The sequence below is a fragment of the Nocardioides conyzicola genome, assembly GCF_039543825.1.
GTDB lineage: Bacteria > Actinomycetota > Actinomycetes > Propionibacteriales > Nocardioidaceae > Nocardioides > Nocardioides conyzicola.
In genome coordinates, this window is sequence record NZ_BAABKM010000002.1 from 1,001,553 (window position 1) to 1,020,093 (window position 18,541).

The 18,541-nt window shown below is 71.6% G+C and carries 17 protein-coding genes; 8 read left to right on the forward strand and 9 right to left on the reverse strand.

Going from position 1 to position 18,541, the window contains the following annotated elements:
- Positions 1-417: 417 nt before the first annotated feature.
- From ABEA34_RS07915 to ABEA34_RS07925, 3 genes are read right to left on the reverse strand one after another with little or no spacing between them, the layout of a single operon-like run.
- On the reverse strand, positions 418-2,409 hold the full coding sequence (locus ABEA34_RS07915) for an ABC transporter ATP-binding protein (RefSeq protein ID WP_345520700.1): 1,992 nt from the start codon (positions 2,407-2,409) through the stop codon (positions 418-420).
- Entirely contained in the window at positions 2,406-4,142 is a 1,737-nt protein-coding gene (locus ABEA34_RS07920) for an ABC transporter ATP-binding protein (RefSeq protein WP_345520701.1), read from the reverse strand. Before ABEA34_RS07920 ends, ABEA34_RS07915 begins: the two co-directional genes overlap by 4 nt.
- Positions 4,142-4,732 carry a TetR/AcrR family transcriptional regulator gene (locus ABEA34_RS07925; RefSeq protein ID WP_345520702.1) on the reverse strand — a complete coding sequence of 197 codons (591 nt, stop codon included), beginning with the start codon at positions 4,730-4,732 and terminating at the stop codon, positions 4,142-4,144. Before ABEA34_RS07925 ends, ABEA34_RS07920 begins: the two co-directional genes overlap by 1 nt.
- A 69-nt stretch (positions 4,733-4,801) precedes the next feature.
- Between ABEA34_RS07925 and ABEA34_RS07930 the strand changes: the two genes are divergently transcribed.
- Positions 4,802-7,723 carry a hypothetical protein gene (locus tag ABEA34_RS07930; RefSeq protein ID WP_345520703.1) on the forward strand — a complete coding sequence of 974 codons (2,922 nt, stop codon included), beginning with the start codon at positions 4,802-4,804 and terminating at the stop codon, positions 7,721-7,723.
- Here ABEA34_RS07930 and pdxH read toward each other — a convergent pair.
- Entirely contained in the window at positions 7,701-8,342 is a 642-nt protein-coding gene (pdxH, locus tag ABEA34_RS07935) for a pyridoxamine 5'-phosphate oxidase (RefSeq protein ID WP_345520704.1), read from the reverse strand. The genes ABEA34_RS07930 and pdxH overlap by 23 nt on opposite strands.
- Positions 8,343-8,419: 77 nt before the next feature.
- Here pdxH and ABEA34_RS07940 point away from each other — a divergent pair, with 77 nt between their 5' ends.
- The 3 genes from ABEA34_RS07940 to ABEA34_RS07950 are packed head-to-tail and all read left to right on the forward strand — an operon-like array spanning position 8,420 to position 10,790.
- Complete coding sequence (locus tag ABEA34_RS07940; RefSeq protein WP_345520705.1) at positions 8,420-9,526, forward strand: citrate synthase 2; 1,107 nt, start codon at positions 8,420-8,422, stop codon at positions 9,524-9,526.
- Entirely contained in the window at positions 9,514-10,374 is an 861-nt protein-coding gene (locus ABEA34_RS07945; protein ID WP_345520706.1) for an SDR family NAD(P)-dependent oxidoreductase, read from the forward strand. The genes ABEA34_RS07940 and ABEA34_RS07945 overlap by 13 nt, the downstream gene beginning before the upstream one ends.
- Positions 10,371-10,790, forward strand: coding sequence for a GNAT family N-acetyltransferase (locus ABEA34_RS07950; protein ID WP_345520707.1), 420 nt, complete (start codon positions 10,371-10,373; stop codon positions 10,788-10,790). The genes ABEA34_RS07945 and ABEA34_RS07950 overlap by 4 nt, the downstream gene beginning before the upstream one ends.
- Here the strand turns inward: ABEA34_RS07950 and ABEA34_RS07955 are convergent.
- Positions 10,777-11,880, reverse strand: a complete 1,104-nt coding sequence (locus ABEA34_RS07955) for an NAD(P)H-dependent amine dehydrogenase family protein (RefSeq protein ID WP_345520708.1) — start codon at positions 11,878-11,880, stop codon at positions 10,777-10,779. The two genes, ABEA34_RS07950 and ABEA34_RS07955, sit on opposite strands and share 14 nt — an antisense overlap.
- 72 nt (positions 11,881-11,952) lie before the next feature.
- Between ABEA34_RS07955 and ABEA34_RS07960 the strand changes: the two genes are divergently transcribed.
- Entirely contained in the window at positions 11,953-12,690 is a 738-nt protein-coding gene (locus ABEA34_RS07960; RefSeq protein WP_345520709.1) for an SDR family oxidoreductase, read from the forward strand.
- Here the strand turns inward: ABEA34_RS07960 and ABEA34_RS07965 are convergent.
- Both ABEA34_RS07965 and ABEA34_RS07970 read right to left on the reverse strand, forming a co-directional pair.
- Positions 12,687-13,283 carry a hypothetical protein gene (locus ABEA34_RS07965; RefSeq protein WP_345520710.1) on the reverse strand — a complete coding sequence of 199 codons (597 nt, stop codon included), beginning with the start codon at positions 13,281-13,283 and terminating at the stop codon, positions 12,687-12,689. The genes ABEA34_RS07960 and ABEA34_RS07965 overlap by 4 nt on opposite strands.
- Before the next feature lie 9 nt (positions 13,284-13,292).
- Positions 13,293-13,760, reverse strand: a complete 468-nt coding sequence (locus tag ABEA34_RS07970) for a GNAT family N-acetyltransferase (protein ID WP_345520711.1) — start codon at positions 13,758-13,760, stop codon at positions 13,293-13,295.
- Between the two features lie 51 nt (positions 13,761-13,811).
- Between ABEA34_RS07970 and serC the strand changes: the two genes are divergently transcribed.
- Positions 13,812-14,933: a phosphoserine transaminase gene (gene serC / locus ABEA34_RS07975; RefSeq protein ID WP_345520712.1), complete on the forward strand. Its 1,122-nt coding sequence runs from the start codon at positions 13,812-13,814 to the stop codon at positions 14,931-14,933.
- A gap of 9 nt (positions 14,934-14,942) precedes the next feature.
- On the opposite strand, the gene ABEA34_RS07980 is transcribed toward serC, so the two are convergent.
- A complete protein-coding gene (locus ABEA34_RS07980) occupies positions 14,943-15,647 on the reverse strand; it encodes an NUDIX hydrolase (RefSeq protein WP_345520713.1) in 705 nt (234 codons plus the stop codon).
- Positions 15,648-15,741: 94 nt separating this feature from the next.
- Between ABEA34_RS07980 and ABEA34_RS07985 the strand changes: the two genes are divergently transcribed.
- Complete coding sequence (locus tag ABEA34_RS07985) at positions 15,742-16,749, forward strand: SPFH domain-containing protein (protein ID WP_345520714.1); 1,008 nt, start codon at positions 15,742-15,744, stop codon at positions 16,747-16,749.
- Positions 16,749-17,627, forward strand: coding sequence for a diacylglycerol kinase catalytic domain-containing protein (locus ABEA34_RS07990; RefSeq protein ID WP_345520715.1), 879 nt, complete (start codon positions 16,749-16,751; stop codon positions 17,625-17,627). The genes ABEA34_RS07985 and ABEA34_RS07990 overlap by 1 nt, the downstream gene beginning before the upstream one ends.
- Here the strand turns inward: ABEA34_RS07990 and ABEA34_RS07995 are convergent.
- Positions 17,624-18,469 carry an NAD(P)H-binding protein gene (locus ABEA34_RS07995; protein ID WP_345520716.1) on the reverse strand — a complete coding sequence of 282 codons (846 nt, stop codon included), beginning with the start codon at positions 18,467-18,469 and terminating at the stop codon, positions 17,624-17,626. The two genes, ABEA34_RS07990 and ABEA34_RS07995, sit on opposite strands and share 4 nt — an antisense overlap.
- Positions 18,470-18,541 lie beyond the last annotated feature (72 nt).

The following is an 18,541-nucleotide window of genomic DNA, read 5'->3' on the forward strand; positions in this document are numbered from 1 at the left end:
CGGGTGCGGGTGACGCCTGGGACACGGAAGCTCGATTCACGATGACTAGAAGGTTGTCGACGACAACTATATTCCCGCAAGGGGCTGAGTCGTGACTTCTGACGGTCGATTCCGGAGATTCGACCGTCAGAACTCCCGACTCAACGGTCAGAAGTCACGAATCAACCCGGGAAATGCAGCGACCCGCAGGCGTTCGGGCCCTGGTGGGCCCGGCTCCGGTGGACGTGATGACCGGATCGCCTGCGGGTCGGGTGACTGCTTGGGATTCACCAGCAGCCTGTTGCTGATGGGCTGCTAGCGGGCAGCCACCTCACGCGTCCTTGAAGAATTCATTCTTCGGACCACCTCCTTTCCCGTGTACGAGAACGGTAGGTCGCGGCTCCGGCGCTTTCAACCGCATTTCCGCAACCGTCGCCCTCAGATCACCTCGGTGGCCGCAGCAGCGAACTGCGCGTGGTAGAGCCGCGAGTAGGCACCCTCGGCGACGAGCAGCTCCTCGTGGGTGCCCTGCTCGACGATCGCGCCGTCCTCCATCACCAGGATCAGGTCGGCGTCGCGGATCGTCGAGAGCCGGTGCGCGATCACGAACGACGTGCGGTCGGTCCGCAGCGCGGCCATGGCCTGCTGCAGCAGCAGCTCGGTGCGGGTGTCCACCGACGAGGTGGCCTCGTCGAGGATCAGCAGCGCCGGGTTGGTGAGGAACGCCCGCGCGATGGTGACGAGCTGGCGCTCGCCCGCGGACAGGTTGGAGCCCTCCTCGTCGATCACCGTGTCGTAGCCGTCGGGCAGCGAGTGCACGAAGCGGTCCACGAACGTCGCCCGCGCAGCCTCGAGCACCTGCTCCTCGGTCGCGTCGGGCCGTCCGTACGCGATGTTGTCGCGGATCGTCCCGCCGAAGAGCCAGGTGTCCTGGAGGACCATCCCGATCTGACCGCGCAGCGTCGAGCGCGGCATGGCCGTGATGTCGACGTCGTCGATCGTGATCCGGCCGGCGTCGAGGTCGTAGAACCGCATCACCAGGTTGACCAGGGTGGTCTTCCCAGCGCCGGTCGGGCCGACGATGGCGACCGTCTGGCCCGGGCGCGCGACCAGCGACAGGTCGGTGATCAGCGGGCGGTCCTCGTCGTAGCGGAACGACACGTGCTCGAAGGCGACCTCGCCACGGCGTACGGCGGGGGTGGTCAGCGCGGCGGCGTCCTCGGTCTCCTCGTCGGCGTCGAGCAGCTCGAAGACCCGCTCCGCCGACGCGACGCCGGACTGCAGCAGGTTGGCCATCGACGCCACCGTGGTGAGCGGCTGCGTGAACTGGCGGCTGTACTGCACGAACGCCTGCACGTCGCCCAACGACAGCGACCCGCTCGCGACCCGGAGGCCGCCGATGACGGCGATCACGACGTAGTTGAGGTTCCCGATGAACATGATGGACGGCATGATCAGACCGCTCACGAACTGGGCGCCGAAGCTGACCTGGTAGAGCTCCTCGTTCTCGGCGGCGAAGCGCTCCTCGACCTCGTGCTGCCGGCCGAAGACCTTGACCAGCGCGTGGCCGGAGTAGGCCTCCTCGATCTGCGCGTTGAGCTTGCCCGTACGCCGCCACTGGGCGACGAACTGGCCCTGCGAGCGCTTCATGATCGTGCGGGTGACGACCAGCGACATCGGGACGGCGATCAGCGCCACCAGCGCGAGCAGCGGCGAGATCCAGAACATCATGCCCAGCACGGCCAGCACGGTCATCAGCGAGGTGAGCAGCTGGCTCATCGTCTGCTGCAGGGTCTGGCTGACGTTGTCGATGTCGTTGGTGACCCGGCTCAGCAGCTCGCCGCGAGGCGAGCGGTCGAAGTAGCCCAGCGGCAGCCGGTTGATCTTCTCCTCGACGTCCGAGCGCATCCGGTAGATCGTGTTCTGGACGACCCCGTTGAGGATGTAGCCCTGCAGCCAGGCCAGCAGCGAGGCGCCGGCGTAGATCGCGAGCACGACCATCAGCACGTGCCCGAGGGCCGTGAAGTCCACGCCCTGGCCGGGGACGACGTGGTCCATCGACGCGAGCATGTCGGCCTGCCGGTCGTTGCCCTGCGCCCGGAGGTTGTCGACGGCCTGGTCCTGGCTGACCCCGGCGGGGATCCCGCGGCTGATCAGCCCGGAGAAGATCAGGTCGGTGCCGTGCCCGAGGATGCGGGGCCCGACCGACATCAGCCCGACGCTGACGACGCCGAGCACGACGACCGCGATCGCCTGGACCCGGTCGGGCCGCATCTGGCCGACGAGCCGCTTGGCGGAGGGGCCGAAGGTCATCGCCTTCTGGGCGACCATGCCGCCGCCCATCGGGCCCCGGCCGGGGCCGCCCATGGGGGCCTCGATCCGCTCGGTGGCCTCGAACTCCTGCTTCTTGGGCTTCTCGGTGGTGCTCATGCCGCCTCCTCGGCCGTCATCTGGGAGGAGACGATCTCCTGGTAGGTCTCACAGGTGGCGAGCAGCTCCCGATGGGTGCCGCGGCCGACCACCCGGCCGTCCTCGAGCACGAGGATCAGGTCGGCGTCGATGATCGTGGTCACCCGCTGCGCGACGATCACGACCGTGGCGTCCCGGGTCTCGGGCCGCAGGGCAGCCCGCAGCCGGGCGTCGGTCGCGAGGTCGAGCGCCGAGAAGGAGTCGTCGAAGAGGTAGATGCCGGGCCGTCGGATCAGGGCCCGCGCGATCGCGAGCCGCTGCCGCTGGCCGCCGGAGAAGTTGGTGCCGCCCTGGACGACGGGCGAGTCGAGCCCGTCGGGCATCGCCTCGACGAAGTCACGGCCCTGCGCCACCTCCAGCGCGTGCCACATCTCGTCCTCGGTCGCGTCCGGCTTGCCGTACTCGAGATTGCTCCGGACGGTGCCGCTGAAGAGGTAGGCCCTCTGCGGGACGAGCCCGATCTGGTCCCAGAGCAGGTCCGGGTCGACGCGCCGTACGTCGTGGCCGCCGACGCGCACCTCACCCTCGGTGGCGTCGAAGAGCCGTGGCACCAGGTTGACCAGGGTCGACTTGCCGGCACCGGTCGACCCGATCACCGCGATGGTCTGGCCGGGCCGGGCGGAGAAGGTGACGTCGCTGAGCACCGGCGCCTCGGCACCCGGGTAGGCGAAGGTCACGCGCTCGACGTCCAGGTGTCCCCGCAGCTCGAGGTCGGGGGCGATCGGGAGCTCCGGCGAGGGGACGGAGGTGTCGGTGTCGAGCACCTCGGCGATGCGGTGACCGCAGACCGAGGCCCGCGGGATCATCATCAGCATGAACGTCGCCATCATCACCGACATCAGGATCTGCATCAGGTAGGACAGGAACGCCGTGAGCGCTCCCGGCAGCATCTGGCCGCTGTCGACGCGGTGGCCGCCGAACCAGATGACGGCGACGCTGGAGACGTTCACGACCAGCATCACCAGCGGGAACATCGTGGCCAGCCACCGGCCGGCCCGCACGGACACGTCGGTGAGGTCGGCGTTGGCCTCCCCGAAGCGCTTGGTCTCGTAGGGCTCGCGGACGAAGGCCCGGACCACCCGGATGCCGGTGATCTGCTCACGCAGCACCCGGTTGATCTCGTCGATGCGCGCCTGCATCTTGCGGAAGTTCGGGACCATCCGGCTGACCACGAGACCGACGCTGACGAAGAGCGCCGGCACGACGATCGCCAGGATCCAGCCGAGGCCCACGTCCTCGCGCAGCGCCATGATCACGCCGCCGACCATCATGATCGGCGAGGACACCGCGATGGTGCAGGCCATCAGCACCAGCATCTGCACCTGCTGCACGTCGTTGGTCGTGCGGGTGATCAGCGACGGGGCGCCGAACTGCTGGACCTCCTTCGTCGAGAAGCTCCCCACGCGGTGGAAGAGCGCGGCGCGGACGTCACGGCCGAAGCTCATCGCCGTGCGCGCGCCGAACCACACGGCCGTCACGGAGCACACGATCTGGACCAGCGAGACGCCGAGCATGATCGCGCCGATCCGCAGGATGTAGCCGGTGTCGCCCGTGATCACGCCGTTGTCGATGATGTCGGCGTTGAGCGTCGGCAGGTAGAGCATCGCGACGACGCCGATGAACTGGAGGACGACGACGATCGTCAGCCAGAGCTTGTACGGCGCGAGACGGGCGCGCAGCAGGCGGAGCAGCATCAGTTTCTCCTCTGGAGGCCGAACAGGATCGTGTCCACGATCTGCTCGGGGGTCATGAGTCGCCCGTCGGCGATCTTGTCGTGGCTGCCGGCGAAGGTGAGCAGCCGGAGCACGTGGATGAACTCCTCGACCGGCACCGTCAGCTGGTCGGCGTCGGCGCCCACCACGTCGGCGAGGAGGGCGCCGAGGTAGGCGCGCCAGTCGTTGGCGGCGTCGGAGTCGTGCAGGTGGGTCGGCGGGCCGACCAGCTCCATCTTCTGCATCAGCCCGAACGTCGCCCGGAACCGCTGCTGGAGGATCGAGACGACCTTGAGGAGCCGGGCGCCCAGCGGCTGGTCGCGGTCGATCTCCTCGATCCGGGCGACCAGGTCCCCGGGCTCGAACGCCCGCGCGATGGCCGCGTCGATCAGCTCGTCCTTGGTGGCGAAGGCCCGGAACACGGTGCCCTCGGCGATCCCGGCGGCCTCGGCGATGTGCTTGGTGGTGACGGCACGGCCGTGCACCCGCAACAGCTTGAGCGTCACGTCGGTCAGCTCGGATCGGCGCTCCTCCGGCGACATCGGCCGGGCGCGCTCACGCTTGGTGTCCACGACGGAGGAGCATAAGTGAGTGAGCACTCACTCACAACTGCTTTCCGGGAAAGTCCCTAGAGTGCGGCCGTGCGCGTACGTCGGGCGGCCCAGGTCGTCGTCACCCTCCTGGTGCTCGGGCTGCTGGGCGGGGTGGTCGCCGCCGGCATCTCCGCGTCGCTGGGCATCCGGACCGAGGCCAAGGAGGTGCCGGCCGAGACGCTCGCCGCCGCTCCCCCACGGGCCGCCGTGCCACCGCCCGAGCTGGCCGGCATCGACGCGGCCGACACCCTGCGCACCAAGACCGCCGTCGCCGAGCTGCGCGACGCGGTGGCCGACGCCGACGGGACGCGCGGGCGCGCCAGCCTCGTCGTACGCCATCGGGACGGCGACGAGGACGACGACTCCTACCGGTTGAGCGGTACGCCGCAGGCGCTCCGGATCACGGCACCCAGCGAGACCGGCGCGGTGCGCGGCATCTACGACCTGGCCCTCGCCGCCCGGGAGGGCCAGCCGCTGACCGAGCACCTCGGCGAGGAGGTCACCTCGCGGCTGCCCTTCCGGATGGTCGACCTCGGCGCCGCCGGCGTCGTCCCCGACCCTGAGGAGTGGAGCAAGGGCGACGACTACTCCCACAACTCCCGGGCGTTCGAGGACGTGATCCTCCCGGGCCCGCCGTACGTCGACCGGACCGCGCTGGCCACGGCCCGCGCCAGCGTGCTGGCGTACGCCGAGCACGCGGTCGCGGAGGGCTACAACGCGATCGCGGTCCCGGGCTTCCTGGAGTACGTCACCTTCGACGACCTCGACGTGTACGGCGACGGCGACGACCACGTGGCCCGGGCTCAGGCGATGCGCGCCGCGTTCGGCCCGATCTGGCAGCGCGTGCACGACCTCGGCCTGGAGGTCTACCTGCGCACGGACATGCTCGCGCTGACGACACCTCTCGAGAAGTACCTGCGCCAGCACTTCGACCTCGACGCCGAGGACCCCGGGCTCTGGGACGTCTATGCCACCGGGCTCGACGAGGTCTACCGCGAGATGCCGTACGTCGAGGGCGTCCTCATCCGGATCGGCGAGGCCGGGAAGGTCTACGACCTCGACGGCTGGGACTACTACTCCGACCTCGGCGTCACCACGGTGCCGGCCGTCCGGGCGATGCTGACGGCCTTCACCGACGAGGCGGAGCGCGCGGACCGGACGGTCATCTTCCGGACCTGGAGCGTGGGCGTCGGCGCGGTCGGCGACTTGCACACCGACCCCTCGTCGTACGACGAGGTCCTCGACGGCATCGACAGCCCGCACCTGGTCGTGTCGACCAAGTACACCCTCGGCGACTTCTACTCGCACCTGCCGCTCAACGACACCCTCGAGACCGGCGACCAGCGCCGCATCGTCGAGCTCCAGAGCCGGCGCGAGTTCGAGTCGTACGGCGCCCTGCCCAACGACCTCGGCACCCTCTACCAACAGGCCCTCCAGCACTTCCTCGCCGCGAACCCGCACGTCGAGGGCATCTGGACGTGGACCCAGGACGGTGGCCCGTGGCGCGCCGGTCCGATGACGCTCGAGCTGAGCAGCGGCTTCTGGCAGCTCTACGAGCTCAACACCGTGCTCGCCGCCCGGCTCGCCCGCGATCCCGACGCGGACCCGGCGGAGATCACGAGCGACTGGGTGCGGCGCTGGTTCTCGACCGACCCCGCCACCGTGCGGGCGATCACCGACGCGATGGCGCTGTCCCGCGACGCGGTCACCCACGGGCTCTACATCGGCCCGTACGCCGACAGGCGGGTCTTCGCGATCGGGCTCGAGCCGCCGCCGATGATGTGGATCTTCGAGTGGGACATCCTCACCGGCGACAGCGCGGTGCTCGACGTCATCTACTCGGTCTCGAAGGACCGGCTCGACGAGGCGATCGACGAGGGCGACGCGGCCGTCGCGACCGCCGAGCAGATGCGCCGGCTCGTGATGGGCACCGACCCGACGACCTGGCGGGACCCCGCGCTGCGCCAGCACTTCGTCGACACCCTCGACTACCAGGTCAGCCTCTTCGACCTGCTCGCGGCGTACCGCGCGATGGTGCTCCGCCACGCCCAGTGGCTCGACACCGGCGACGGCGAGGCCCGGGACGCGTGGGCGGTGGCCCGCGACCGCTTCGACGTCGCCGCCGCCGACCACGAGAAGAGGTACGCCGGTGACGTCGACCTCCCGGCGTACAACCTGACCGCCGCCCGCCTCGGCGAGGAGCGGGCCGGGCGCGACCTGCCGATGGCCTGGCTGGCCCGCGCAGGCCTGCTGGTGCTGCTGCTGGTGCTTGCTCTCACCCGCACCGGTCGCACGCTCGTGCGCGCGGCAGTGACGCCCTGGCGCGAGCCCGGTCCGGCCAACCGCTGGCTCGTCGTGGCGATCCCGGTGGTGGCCGTGGCGTGGAGCCGGCTCGTGCTCACCTGGTTCCTCGCCCCCGCCCACCTGCTGCTGGTCGGGCTCGGCTGGGCCGTCCTGGCCGCCGTCGTCGCGGCGACCCGCTCCTGGCGGGTCGCGGCTGCCGTCGGCGGCGCCGTCACCCTGCGGGCGCTGCTGCTCCTGGCGGTGCTCGCGGTCCGAGGACCGGGCGGCTACTGGTTCGCGTTCTGGGCCGAGCCCGGCCGGCGCACGGCGTACGTCGTCGTGTCGTTCGTGCTCGTCGGCTGGGTGCTCGCGTGCCTGGTGTGGTCGCTGGCCGCCTCGGTCGGCCGGCGCCGCGCGGCCGCGGTCTGCGTCGGCGTCGTCGGCGCGACCCTGCTGGCCGTCGGCGCCCTGCTCGCCGCGGTCGGCCTCGAGGACGCGATGACGACCTGGAACGACCAGCTCGCGCTGCTGCCCTGGGGTCTGTCCCGGATCCTCGGGATCACGGTCTACCTCGGGATCCCGACGTCGCTGCCCTGGTACGTCCTCAGCGTCGGCGCCGTGCTCGCCGTCGCTGCACTCGCCCTCGGGCTGCCGAGGCGGCGGGCTACGGCGCCAACCGCTCCGTGACCCAGCCCGACGTCGTACGCCGGTAGACGAGCCGGTCGTGCAGCCGCGACGTACGTCCCTGCCAGAACTCCACGACCTCGGGGCGGACGACGTAGCCGCCCCACTCCTCGGGCGTCGGCACGTCGTCGGGGTGGCGCGCCTCCGCGTCGGCGTACGCCGCCTCGAGCTCGGCGCGGCCGGACACGACCTGCGACTGGTGCGAGGCCACGGCCCCGAGCTGGGAGCCGTGCGGCCGGCTGGAGAAGTAGGCCTCGACCTCGTCGCGAGGCAGCGGAGACGCCACGCCCTCCACCCGGACCTGGCGCTCGAGGAGGTGCCACGGGAAGAGCAGCGCGCAGCGCGGGTTGGCGGCGAGCTCGGCGCCCTTGCGGGAGCCGGTGTTGGTGAAGAAGACGAAGCCGTCGTCGGACACGCCCTTGAGCAGCACCATCCGTGAGGACGGCGCGCCGTCCGGGCCGACGGTGCTGACCACCATCGCGTTGGCGTCGTGCTGGAGCGCCTCGTGCGCCTCGCTCATCCAGCGGTCGAACATCGCGATCGGGTCGGCGGCCAGGTCGGTCTCGTCGAGCCCGGCGCGCGCGTAGTCCTCGCGGAGGCCGGAGAGGTCCAGAGGGGGCATGCCTCGACCCTAGTCCGGGGCAGGTGCAGAATGCGGGGCGGTGCTTGACACCCGTCAACTTCGACCTGAGGAGCCCGATGACCGAGGTACACCACGGACTGGAGGGCGTCGTCGCCTTCGAGACCCAGATCGCGGAGCCGGACAAGGAGGGCTCGGCGCTGCGCTACCGCGGCGTGGACATCGAGGACATCGTCGGTCGGGTCCCGTTCGAGAACGTCTGGGGGCTGCTCATCGACGGCAGCTACACCCCGGGCCTCGCCCCCGCCGAGCCCTACAACCTGCCGGTCCACACCGGCGACGTGCGCGTGGACGTGCAGGCCGCGGTCGCGATGCTGGCGCCGGCCTTCGGCTTCGGGCAGACCTACGACATCAGCGACGAGCAGGCGCGCGAGGACATCGGCCGGCTGGCCGTGATGGTCCTGTCGTACGCCGCGCAGTCCGCCCGCGGGCTCAACCAGGCCGTGGTGCCGCAGCGGGTCGTCGACGAGGGCAAGACGCTCGCCGAGAAGTTCCTGATCCGCTGGAAGGGCGAGGCGGACCCCAAGCACGTCAAGGCGATCGACGCCTACTGGAGCTCGGCGGCCGAGCACGGCATGAACGCCTCGACCTTCACCGCGCGCGTCATCACCTCCACCGGCGCCGACGTCGCGGCCGCCTTCTCCGGCGCCATCGGCGCGATGAGCGGCCCGCTGCACGGCGGCGCTCCCTCGCGGGTGCTCGGCATGATCGAGGAGGTCGAGAAGCGCGACGGCGACGCCACGTCGTACGTCAAGGAGCTGCTCGACAGCGGCGAGCGACTGATGGGCTTCGGCCACCGCGTCTACCGCGCGGAGGACCCGCGGGCCCGCGTGCTGCGGCGTACGGCGAAGGAGCTGGACGCCCCGCGCTACGCGGTCGCCGAGGCGCTGGAGCAGGCCGCGCTCGCCGAGCTGCGCGAGCGACGCCCGGACCGGGTGCTCGAGACCAACGTGGAGTTCTGGGCCGCGATCGTGCTCGACTTCGCGGAGGTGCCGGCGCACATGTTCACCTCGATGTTCACCTGTGCGCGGACCGGCGGCTGGTCGGCCCACATCCTCGAGCAGAAGACGACCGGCCGGCTGATCCGGCCGTCCGCGATCTACACCGGCCCGGCGGCGCGCCCGGCCTCCGCCGTCGACGGGTGGCGGTCCGAGTGGGACGTGTGACGGTCGACGTCGACGCCCACTTCGGCGGCAAGACCGCGATCGTGACGGGCGCCGGGTCCGGGATCGGCGTCGCGCTCTCGCGGGCCCTGGTCGGCGCGGGCGCGCACGTGGTCTGCGCCGACCTCGACGAGATGGCCGCCTCCCGCACCGCCGCGTCGATCACCGGGCCGGGCTCGGCCCGGGCCGCCCGGCTCGACGTCACCGACGCCGCAGCCGTGCAGGCGCTGGTCGACTCGGTGCAGCCGGACCTGCTCTTCAACAACGCCGGCATCACCTTCGGCGGCGAGACCGAGGACCTGACGCTCGCGCAGTGGGACGCGATCATCGACGTCAACATCCGCGGCGTCGTGCACGGCGTCGCGGCGGCGTACCCGCTGATGGTGCGCCGCGGCTCCGGCCAGATCGTCAACACGGCGTCGATGGGTGGGCTGATGGCGGCCGGCCTGATCACGTCGTACGTCATGACGAAGCACGCCGTCGTCGGGCTCTCGCTCGCGCTGCGCACGGAGGCGGCCGCCAAGGGCGTCGGCGTCACCGTCGTCTGCCCGGCCGCGGTGGACACGCCGATCCTCGACAAGGGCTACATCGGCAGGTTCCACGGCCGCGACTTCTACCTCAAGGGGCAGGGCGTCCGGCACCCGCTCGACCCCGCCGTCTTCGCCGAGCAGGTCCTCGAGACCGTGGCGGCGGACAAGGCCATGCTCGTCACGCCGCGGCCGGCGCGGATCGCGTGGCGGCTCGGCCGGTTCTTCCCCGGCTTCGTGCAGAAGCAGGCGATCGGCTTCGTCGCCAAGCAGCGCAAGCTGCAGGACAAGCGAGCGAAGAAGGAGCTGAGGTCGGCGGCGTGAGCCTCACCTTCCGTACGGCGACGGCGCGCGACGCGGCCGACGTCCTCGCGTTCTGGGCCGGCTCGGCCGAGGACGCGCACCGCCCGAGCGACAGCACCGCGGCCGTCGAGCGACTGGTCGACCGCGACCGCGACGCCCTCCTGCTCGCGCTCGACGGCGAGCGGATCGTGGGCACGGTGGTCGCCGGGTGGGACGGCTGGCGCTGCCACCTCTACCGGCTTGCGGTCGACCCCGCCCGACGGCGCGAGGGCATCGGCCGCGAGCTGGTGGCCCGGGCCGAGGCCAGGTTCACGTCGTACGGCGGGACGCGGGCGGACGCGATGGTCCTCGATGACAACGAGCCCGCCCATGCCGCGTGGGCGGCGGCCGGCTACACCCGTCAGGCCGAGTGGTCGCGCTGGGTCAAGCCGTTGTGACAGCTGACGGGTCGCTCGGCGCGACGTACGTCCCGCGACCCGTCGGCAACGGCAGGTCGAGCGTGGTGCGGATGCCGGGCGCAGCGGCCCGGACGTCCGGGATCGCGTTCACGATCCGGCCGCAGGCGGCGACGATCGCGGCGTGGTTGTGGTCACCGTGCTCGCTGCTCGGCACCACGTCCACAACGTACGACGGCTCGCCGGTGATCTCGATCCGGTAGGCGCCACCGCCGGACGAGGGCCGCGCCCAGTCGGGACGGAGGTCGTCGCGGGTCCGGGTGACGTGCTCGACCACGATCGCGGGATGCCCGTCGACCAGGCCGCTGATGGAGAAGTGCAGGGCGGCGATGGTGCCCTTCTCGATCCGGCCGGCGGCGATGTCGTAGCTCTCCGGCGCCGGCTCCGCCTCCCAGAACTCGACGACCTCGTCGACCTCGATGCCGAGGCCGGCGGCCATCATCCGGATCGCGGTGCCCCAGGCCAGCGCGAGCACGCCGGGCAGGAAGAGCAGCGGGGTGGAGTCCACCGGGCTGCCGAAGCCCATCAGGTCGAACATCACCTCGGTGCCGTCGTACGTCGCGTAGTCGGCGAGCTCGTAGCACCTGATCTGCTCGACCCGCTGGCAGGTGCTGGCGAGCGCGAGCGGCACCAGGTCGCTGGCGAAGCCCGGGTCGACGCCGGTGATGTAGACGGACGCGCCGCCGGCCTGGGCGGAGGCCTCGACCTTGTCGATCACGGCCTGCGGCATGGTGCCCCACGGGTACTGCAGGGTCCCGGGCGCCGAGCCGACGACATCGATGCCCGCCTCGAGCAGCCGGCGTACGTCGTTGGTCGCCTCGCGCGGCCGGGTGTCGCCCATCGCGCAGTAGACGACGCACTCGGGGCCGGCGGCGATGAGCGCGTCCAGGTCGCCGACGGCGCTGATCCCGGTGACCGTGTCGACCCCCGCGAGCTCGCCGGCGTCCGTGCCGACCTTCTCCGGCGTCGAGGTGGAGACGGCCACCAGCTCGAACCGGTCGTCGGCGATGAGCTGGCGCAGGGTGAGCCTGCCGGCGTTGCCGGTGCTGACCTGAGCGACGCGGATGGCCATGAAGTCTCCCTGAGCTCTGCCCGAAATTGGAACGTGTTCTACCTGCCGAAAAACTAGGTTATCGTCCCGCGCATGGGACGTGTAGACGGCAAGGTCGTGCTCATCAGCGGCGGCGCGCGCAACATCGGCGGGGCCAGCGCCCGGATGCTGGTCGCCGAGGGCGCGAAGGTCGTGATCGGCGACCTCCTCGACGAGGAGGGTGCCGCGCTCGCGGAGGAGCTCGGCGACAACGCCCGCTACGTCCACCTCGACGTGACCAGCGACGCGGACTGGAAGAGCGCGGTCGCGCTCACGGTCGCGGAGTTCGGCAAGCTCGACACCCTCTTCAACAACGCCGGCATCTTCAACGGCGGCCAGCTGCAGCGCTACAAGCAGGAGCTCTGGCAGCAGATGCTCGACGTCAACCTGACCGGCGCCTTCCTCGGCATCCGCGCATCCGCCGACGCGATCATCGCCGCCGGCGGTGGCTCGATCATCAACACGTCCTCCATCGAGGGGCTGCGCGGGACACCGTGGGCGCACGGGTACGTCGCCTCCAAGTGGGGCCTGACCGGCCTGACCAAGTCCGTCGCCATGGAGCTAGCTCCGCACGGCGTCCGGGTCAACTCCCTGCACCCCGGGCGGATCAGCACCCCGGCCACCGACCAGATGCCCGCCGACCTGATCCCGATCCCGCTCGGCCGCCCGGGTCGGCCGGAGGAGGTGGCGGCGTTCGTGGTGTTCCTCGCCAGCGACGAGTCCAGCTTCACGACCGGGTCCGAGTTCGTCGTCGACGGCGGGACCGTCATGCACATCCCGACCAACGTCTAGCGCTGGACCGGTCGCCTGGTCGTCCGGTCGAGGTACGCCGCCCCGCGCGGTGAGATCTCGTAGCCGACGTCGAAGCTGCGGGTGAGGCCGAGGGCCTTCAGCTTGCGGACGTCGATCTTGAACGGGTCGCGCTCGCGGCCCATCTCGGCCGCCAGGTCCGGCGCCCGCGTGTGCGGACGCCGCCGGATCACGTCGAGGGTCGCCATCGTCCACGCACCGTGGCTGCTGGCCCGGTCGAGCCGCTCCAGCCTGGCGTCGATCGCGGCGACGTCCGCCTCCGTCAGGTCGGCGCTCTCCCGCAGCGCGATCCGCGGGTCGGGGCCGACCCACCCCAGCGCCACGCGGTAGGTGTCGCCCTCGGTGACCTTGTCGAGCTGCCTGCGAAGCCGGTCGGCGTCGGGCCACCCGGCGGCGACGGCCTCCTCGTCGGTGATCGCGCCCGGGTCGACGACCGCGACCGCGTCGACGCGGACCACCCCGCCGACCGTGACGAACTGCGACCCGACCACCACGTCCTGCCGGCGCCAGCGTCGGAAGGCCAGGCTCACCGAGCCGTCGGCGACCCCGTGCGCGACCTTGGGTGGCAGCAACATGCGGCCACCCTAGAGACGCTTGCCGTAGCAGCGCGAGATCGGCTCGTCCTTGTAGTGACCGAAGGCCGGGACCTCCACGTAGCCGCTCGACAGGTAGAGCGCGATCGCCTCGGGCTGCCGGGTGCCGGTCTCGAGGACCATCGCCTCGGCGCCGTGCGCCTGGGCGTCCGCCTCGAGGTGGGCCAGCATCTGCCGGGCCAGCCCGCGGCCGCGGGCCGGGGCGGCGACGTACATCCGCTTGATCTCGGCCGAGCTCGTGGTGCCGAACGCCTCGACGCCGGTACGCCGCCACGCACCGGTCGCCACCGCCTCGCCGTCGAGGTACCCGACGAAGAAGCTGCCGCTCGGCGGCTCGAACATCAGCGGGTCGAGCGGCGTCTCGTCCGGGCCGCCGTACCGGACCACGTACTCGGCCTGGACCTCGTCGATCAGCCGCAGCGCGTCGGCGTGGCCGTAGCCGACGCGGTGGATGTTCATCATCTGTCCTGTCCCGGGGGTTCGCTGGATCGGCTGACAGAATAGGTAACCGTGACCGACACCCTTCGCATCCCCGCCGACCTGCTGCCCTCCGACGGGCGGTTCGGTGCCGGGCCCTCGAAGATCCAGCCGGCACACCTCGACGCCCTCGCCGCGACGGGCACGTCGCTGATGGGGACGTCGCACCGCCAGGCGCCGGTGCGCGAGCTCGTCGGTCGGGTCCGCTCCGGCCTCGCCGACCTCTTCTCGCTGCCGGACGGCTACGAGGTCGTGCTGGGCAACGGCGGGGCGACGGCCTTCTGGGACGTCGCGACGTTCGGGCTGATCGAGCGGAAGAGCCAGCACCTGGCGTTCGGCGAGTTCTCGTCGAAGTTCGCCACCGCGGCCACCGCCGCGCCCTGGCTGGACGCCCCGTCGATCATCGCGTCCGACCCCGGCACCCGTCCGGTCCCCGTCGCCGAGGACGGCATCGACGTCTATGCGTGGGCGCACAACGAGACGTCGACCGCGGTGATGGCTCCCGTCGTCCGACCGGCCGGCGCCTCCCCCGACTCGCTGGTGCTCATCGACGCCACCTCCGGCGCCGGAGGGCTGCCGGTCGACGTGCGCGAGACCGACGTCTACTACTTCGCCCCGCAGAAGAGCTTCGCCTCCGACGGCGGCCTGTGGCTCGCCCTGATGTCGCCCGCGGCACTGGACCGGGCGGCGTCGATCGCCGCCACCGACCGGCACATCCCGGCCTTCTTCGACCTGCCGACCGCGATCACCAACTCCGTGATCAACCAGACCTACAACACCCCGGCCGTCGCGACGCTCTTCCTGATGGCCGAGCAGATCGACTGGATGAACGGCGCGGGCGGGCTGGAGGGCATGGTCGCCCGGACCACGGCGTCCTCGGACGCGCTCTACACGTGGGCCGAGAAGTCGTCGTACGCCTTCCCGTACGTCGCCGACCCCGCCGACCGATCGCTGGTCATCGGCACCATCGACTTCGAGCAGCCCGTCGACGCGTCCGCGATCGCCGCGGCGCTCCGGGCCAACGGGATCGTCGACACCGAGCCCTACCGCAAGCTCGGCCGCAACCAGCTGCGGATCGCGATGTACCCCGCCGTCGACCCGGCCGACGTCGAGGCGCTGACGGCCTGCATCGACTGGGTCATCGAGCGCCTCTGAACCCGACCGCTAGCGTCGCGGCTGGGTGAGCGGCGGCTGGAGCTGCTCGGCCGGGCCCCTCCGATAGAGGAGGGCGGGACGACCGCCGTCCCGGGTCGTGGTCTCCCCGGTCGGCTCGAGGAAGCCAGCGGTCTTGGTCGCCTTCCGGTGGAAGTTGCGGGCGTCGATCTCGGTGCCCCACACGATCTCGTAGACGCGACGCAGCTCGGCGACCGTGAACTCGGCCGGGCAGAACGCCGCGGCCAGGGACGAGTACTCGAGCTTCGCGCGGGCCCGCTCCACCCCGTCGCGCAGGATCTCCGCGTGGTCGAAGGCGAGGCGTACGTCGGCGCCCTCGAGCTCACTGACCGGCATCCAGGTCGCAGCCTCGGCGTCCGTGCCGGGCAGCGGGACCGGCAGGTCGGGCGCGAGCCCCAGGTAGGCGACGCTCACGACGCGCATCCGGGGGTCCCGGCGCGGTGAGCCGTAGGTGCGGAGCTGTTCGACGTGCACCTGAGCCGGCGTCAGACCGGTCTCCTCGGCGAGCTCCCGAGCGGCCGCCGCGTCGAGCTCCTCGGTCGGCCGCACGAACCCGCCCGGCAACGCCCACCGGCCCCGGAACGGACGCTCACCCCGGCGTACGGCGAGCGCGCACAACCGGTCGTCGCGGATCGTGAGCACGACCAGGTCGACGGTCACCGCGACGGCGGGGTACGCAGTCGGGTCGTAGGCCATGCCCGACACACTACTCATTTATCGTCACCTTGACGAGAACCGAGCGGCGGGTTATCGTCACAACGACGATAAACATCGACTCGAGGCGGTCCCCATGGCTGACATTGCTCGCTATCCCTTCGCCCGACACCTGCGCGGGACGCCGACCACCCACGTCCAGCACGTGCGCAACGGCAAGACGGTGCACTCCGGCGTCGGTGCTGCGTTCTGGTTCCGCCCGTTGAGCGCCGTGATCTCGGAGGTCCCGGTCGACGACCGCGAGCTCCCGCTGCTGTTCCACGCGCGGACGTCCGACTTCCAGGACGTCACCGTGCAGGCGACCGTCACCTTCCGGGTCACCGACCCGGTGACGGCCGCGGGCCGCATCGACTTCTCCATCGACCCCGAGCACGGCCAGTGGCGCGGCACCCCGCTCGACCAGGTGGCCGGGCTGCTCACCGAGACGGCCCAGCAGTACGCGCTCGACCTGATCGCCGGCGCCGACCTGACCAGCACGCTGACCGGCGGGGTGACGCCGGTGCGCGAGGCCATCGCCGCCGGGCTCCAGAGCGACGGCCGCCTCTCCGAGACGGGGATCGCCGTCATCGGCGTCCGCGTGGTCGCCATCCGCCCGGAGCCCGAGGTCGAGAAGGCACTGCGGACGCCGACCCGCGAGCAGGTGCAGCAGGACGCCGACGCGGCGACCTTCGAGCGCCGGGCCGTGGCGGTCGAGCGGGAGCGGGCCATCGGCGAGAACGAGCTCCAGACCCGGATCGAGCTCGCCCGCCGCGAGGAGCAGCTGGTCACCCAGCGCGGCGCCAACGCGCGTCGCGAGGCCGAGGAGGCGGCCGCCGCCGGCACGATCGCCACCGACGCGGAGGCCCGTCGGGCCGAGCGGCTCGCCGAGGCCAACGCCGCCGCCACCCGGGTCAACGGCCAGGCCGAGGGCGAGGCCGAGGCGGCCCGGCTCGCGGCGTACAAGGACCTGTCGGAGACGGTGCTGCTCGGCCTGGCGGTCAAGGAGCTCGCTGCCAACCTGCCCCACATCCAGAGCCTCGTGCTGACCCCCGACCTGCTGGCACCCGTGCTCGCCCGGCTCGGCAGCAGCACCCAGGAGACGTGATGGCGCTGGCACCTCGGGTCGTCGTGGTGCACCGGCGCACGGAGCTCGAGGAGCTCACGGCGCGCCACGGCACCCGCGGCCAGGTCGCGTTCTTCCTGACCAGCCGGGGGCTCGACCTCGACGAGCTCGAGGAGCGGCACCGGGCCAACCAGGCCGCCATCGACGAGGTGACCCGCGCCGTGCCGCTGGACTGGCGCCGCGGGACCGTCGAGCGCGGCGACCTCGACCGCTTCCTCTTCGCCCCCGAGGACCTGGTCGTCATCGTCGGCCAGGACGGGCTGGTCGCCAACGTGGCGAAGTACCTGGACGGACAGCCGGTCATCGGGATCAACCCCGATCCACGTCGCAACCCCGGCGTGCTGGTGCGGCACGCGCCCGCCGCGGCCGGAGCCCTGCTCCGCGGCAGCGGCACGATCGAGCAGCGGACGATGGTCGAGGCGAGCACCGACGACGGCCAGCACCTGCTCGCCCTGAACGAGATCTACCTCGGCCACTCGAGCCACCAGACCGCGCGCTACCTGCTGACGGCCCCCGGGTCCCCCGCCGAGCACCAGGCCTCATCGGGCCTGATCGTCGCGTCCGGCACCGGCTCGACCGGCTGGTGCCGCTCCACCTGGCAGGAGCGCCGCAGCCCCCTGGTGCTGCCCCTCCCGACCGAGCGGCGCCTCCTCTGGTTCGTCCGCGAGGCCTGGCCGTCGCCGTCGACCGGGGTCGGCGCGACCGAGGGTGAGCTCAACGACGTCTCGCTGGAGATCGAGGTCGAGACGGACGGGCTGGTGGCGTTCGGCGACGGCATCGAGAGCGACCGGCTCGCGCTCGACTGGGGACAGACCGTCCGGATCGGCGCGGCCGCCCGGCAGCTCCGGCTCGTCGTCTAGCTGAGCAGCAGGTCGCCCACGGTGCGCGGTGCTCGGCCGAGAACGGTCTCGAGGGTCGTGTCCTCGTTGGCGAAGAGGCCTGCGTGCGCGGCCTGGTAGATGCCGAGCGTGAAGCGCGCCATGAACTCCGCGGTCCCTCCTGCGACCTGGGCGGCGAGCCACGCGTCCTCGCCGACGACCACCCGCTCGACGTCCCTCCCCGCCAGCTGGGCAGCGAGCGCGGCCACGTCCTCGAACGTCGGCGACTCACTGGCGGCGATCGTGACCGGTCCGTCGTACGCACCGTCGGAGAGCAGGACAGCCGCGGCCGCCTCGGCCGCGTCGGCGCGCGCCGTCCAGGAGACCGGCCCGTCGACCGGGACGGTGACGACCCCGGTCTCGCGCCACGGACCGATCAGCCACGACAGGCTGTGGGCGTAGAACCCGTTGCGCAGCGAGGTCCAGGCGACACCGCTGTCCGCGAGGACCTGCTCGGTGGCGGCATGGTCGCGGGCCGGACGGAACGGGCTGTCGGGCGAGGCGCCCTGGTGGCTCGTGTAGAGGATGCGCCCGACCCCGGCAGCGACCGCCGCCTCGATCGCCGAGCGGTGCAGGCTCACCGCATCGGCGGCGGGGTCGCTCGACGACACCAGCAACAGCTGGTCGGCTCCGTCGAACGCACCCGGCAGCGACTGCGGCTCGGCGTAGTCACCGCGTCGTACGGCGACCCCCCTGTCCGCGAAGCGCTCGGCTCGCGACGGGTCGCGGGCCACGACGACCAGCTCGCTGGCCGGCACCCGCTCCAGCAGGTGGTCGACGGTCGCGCCGTTGAGTGGTCCGGTGGCACCGGTGACGATGATCATGGTCAACCCTCCGTGTTATCAGTGATATCGATCTGACCGTACCTTTGGAAACCAGTGATAACAAGTCGCTGT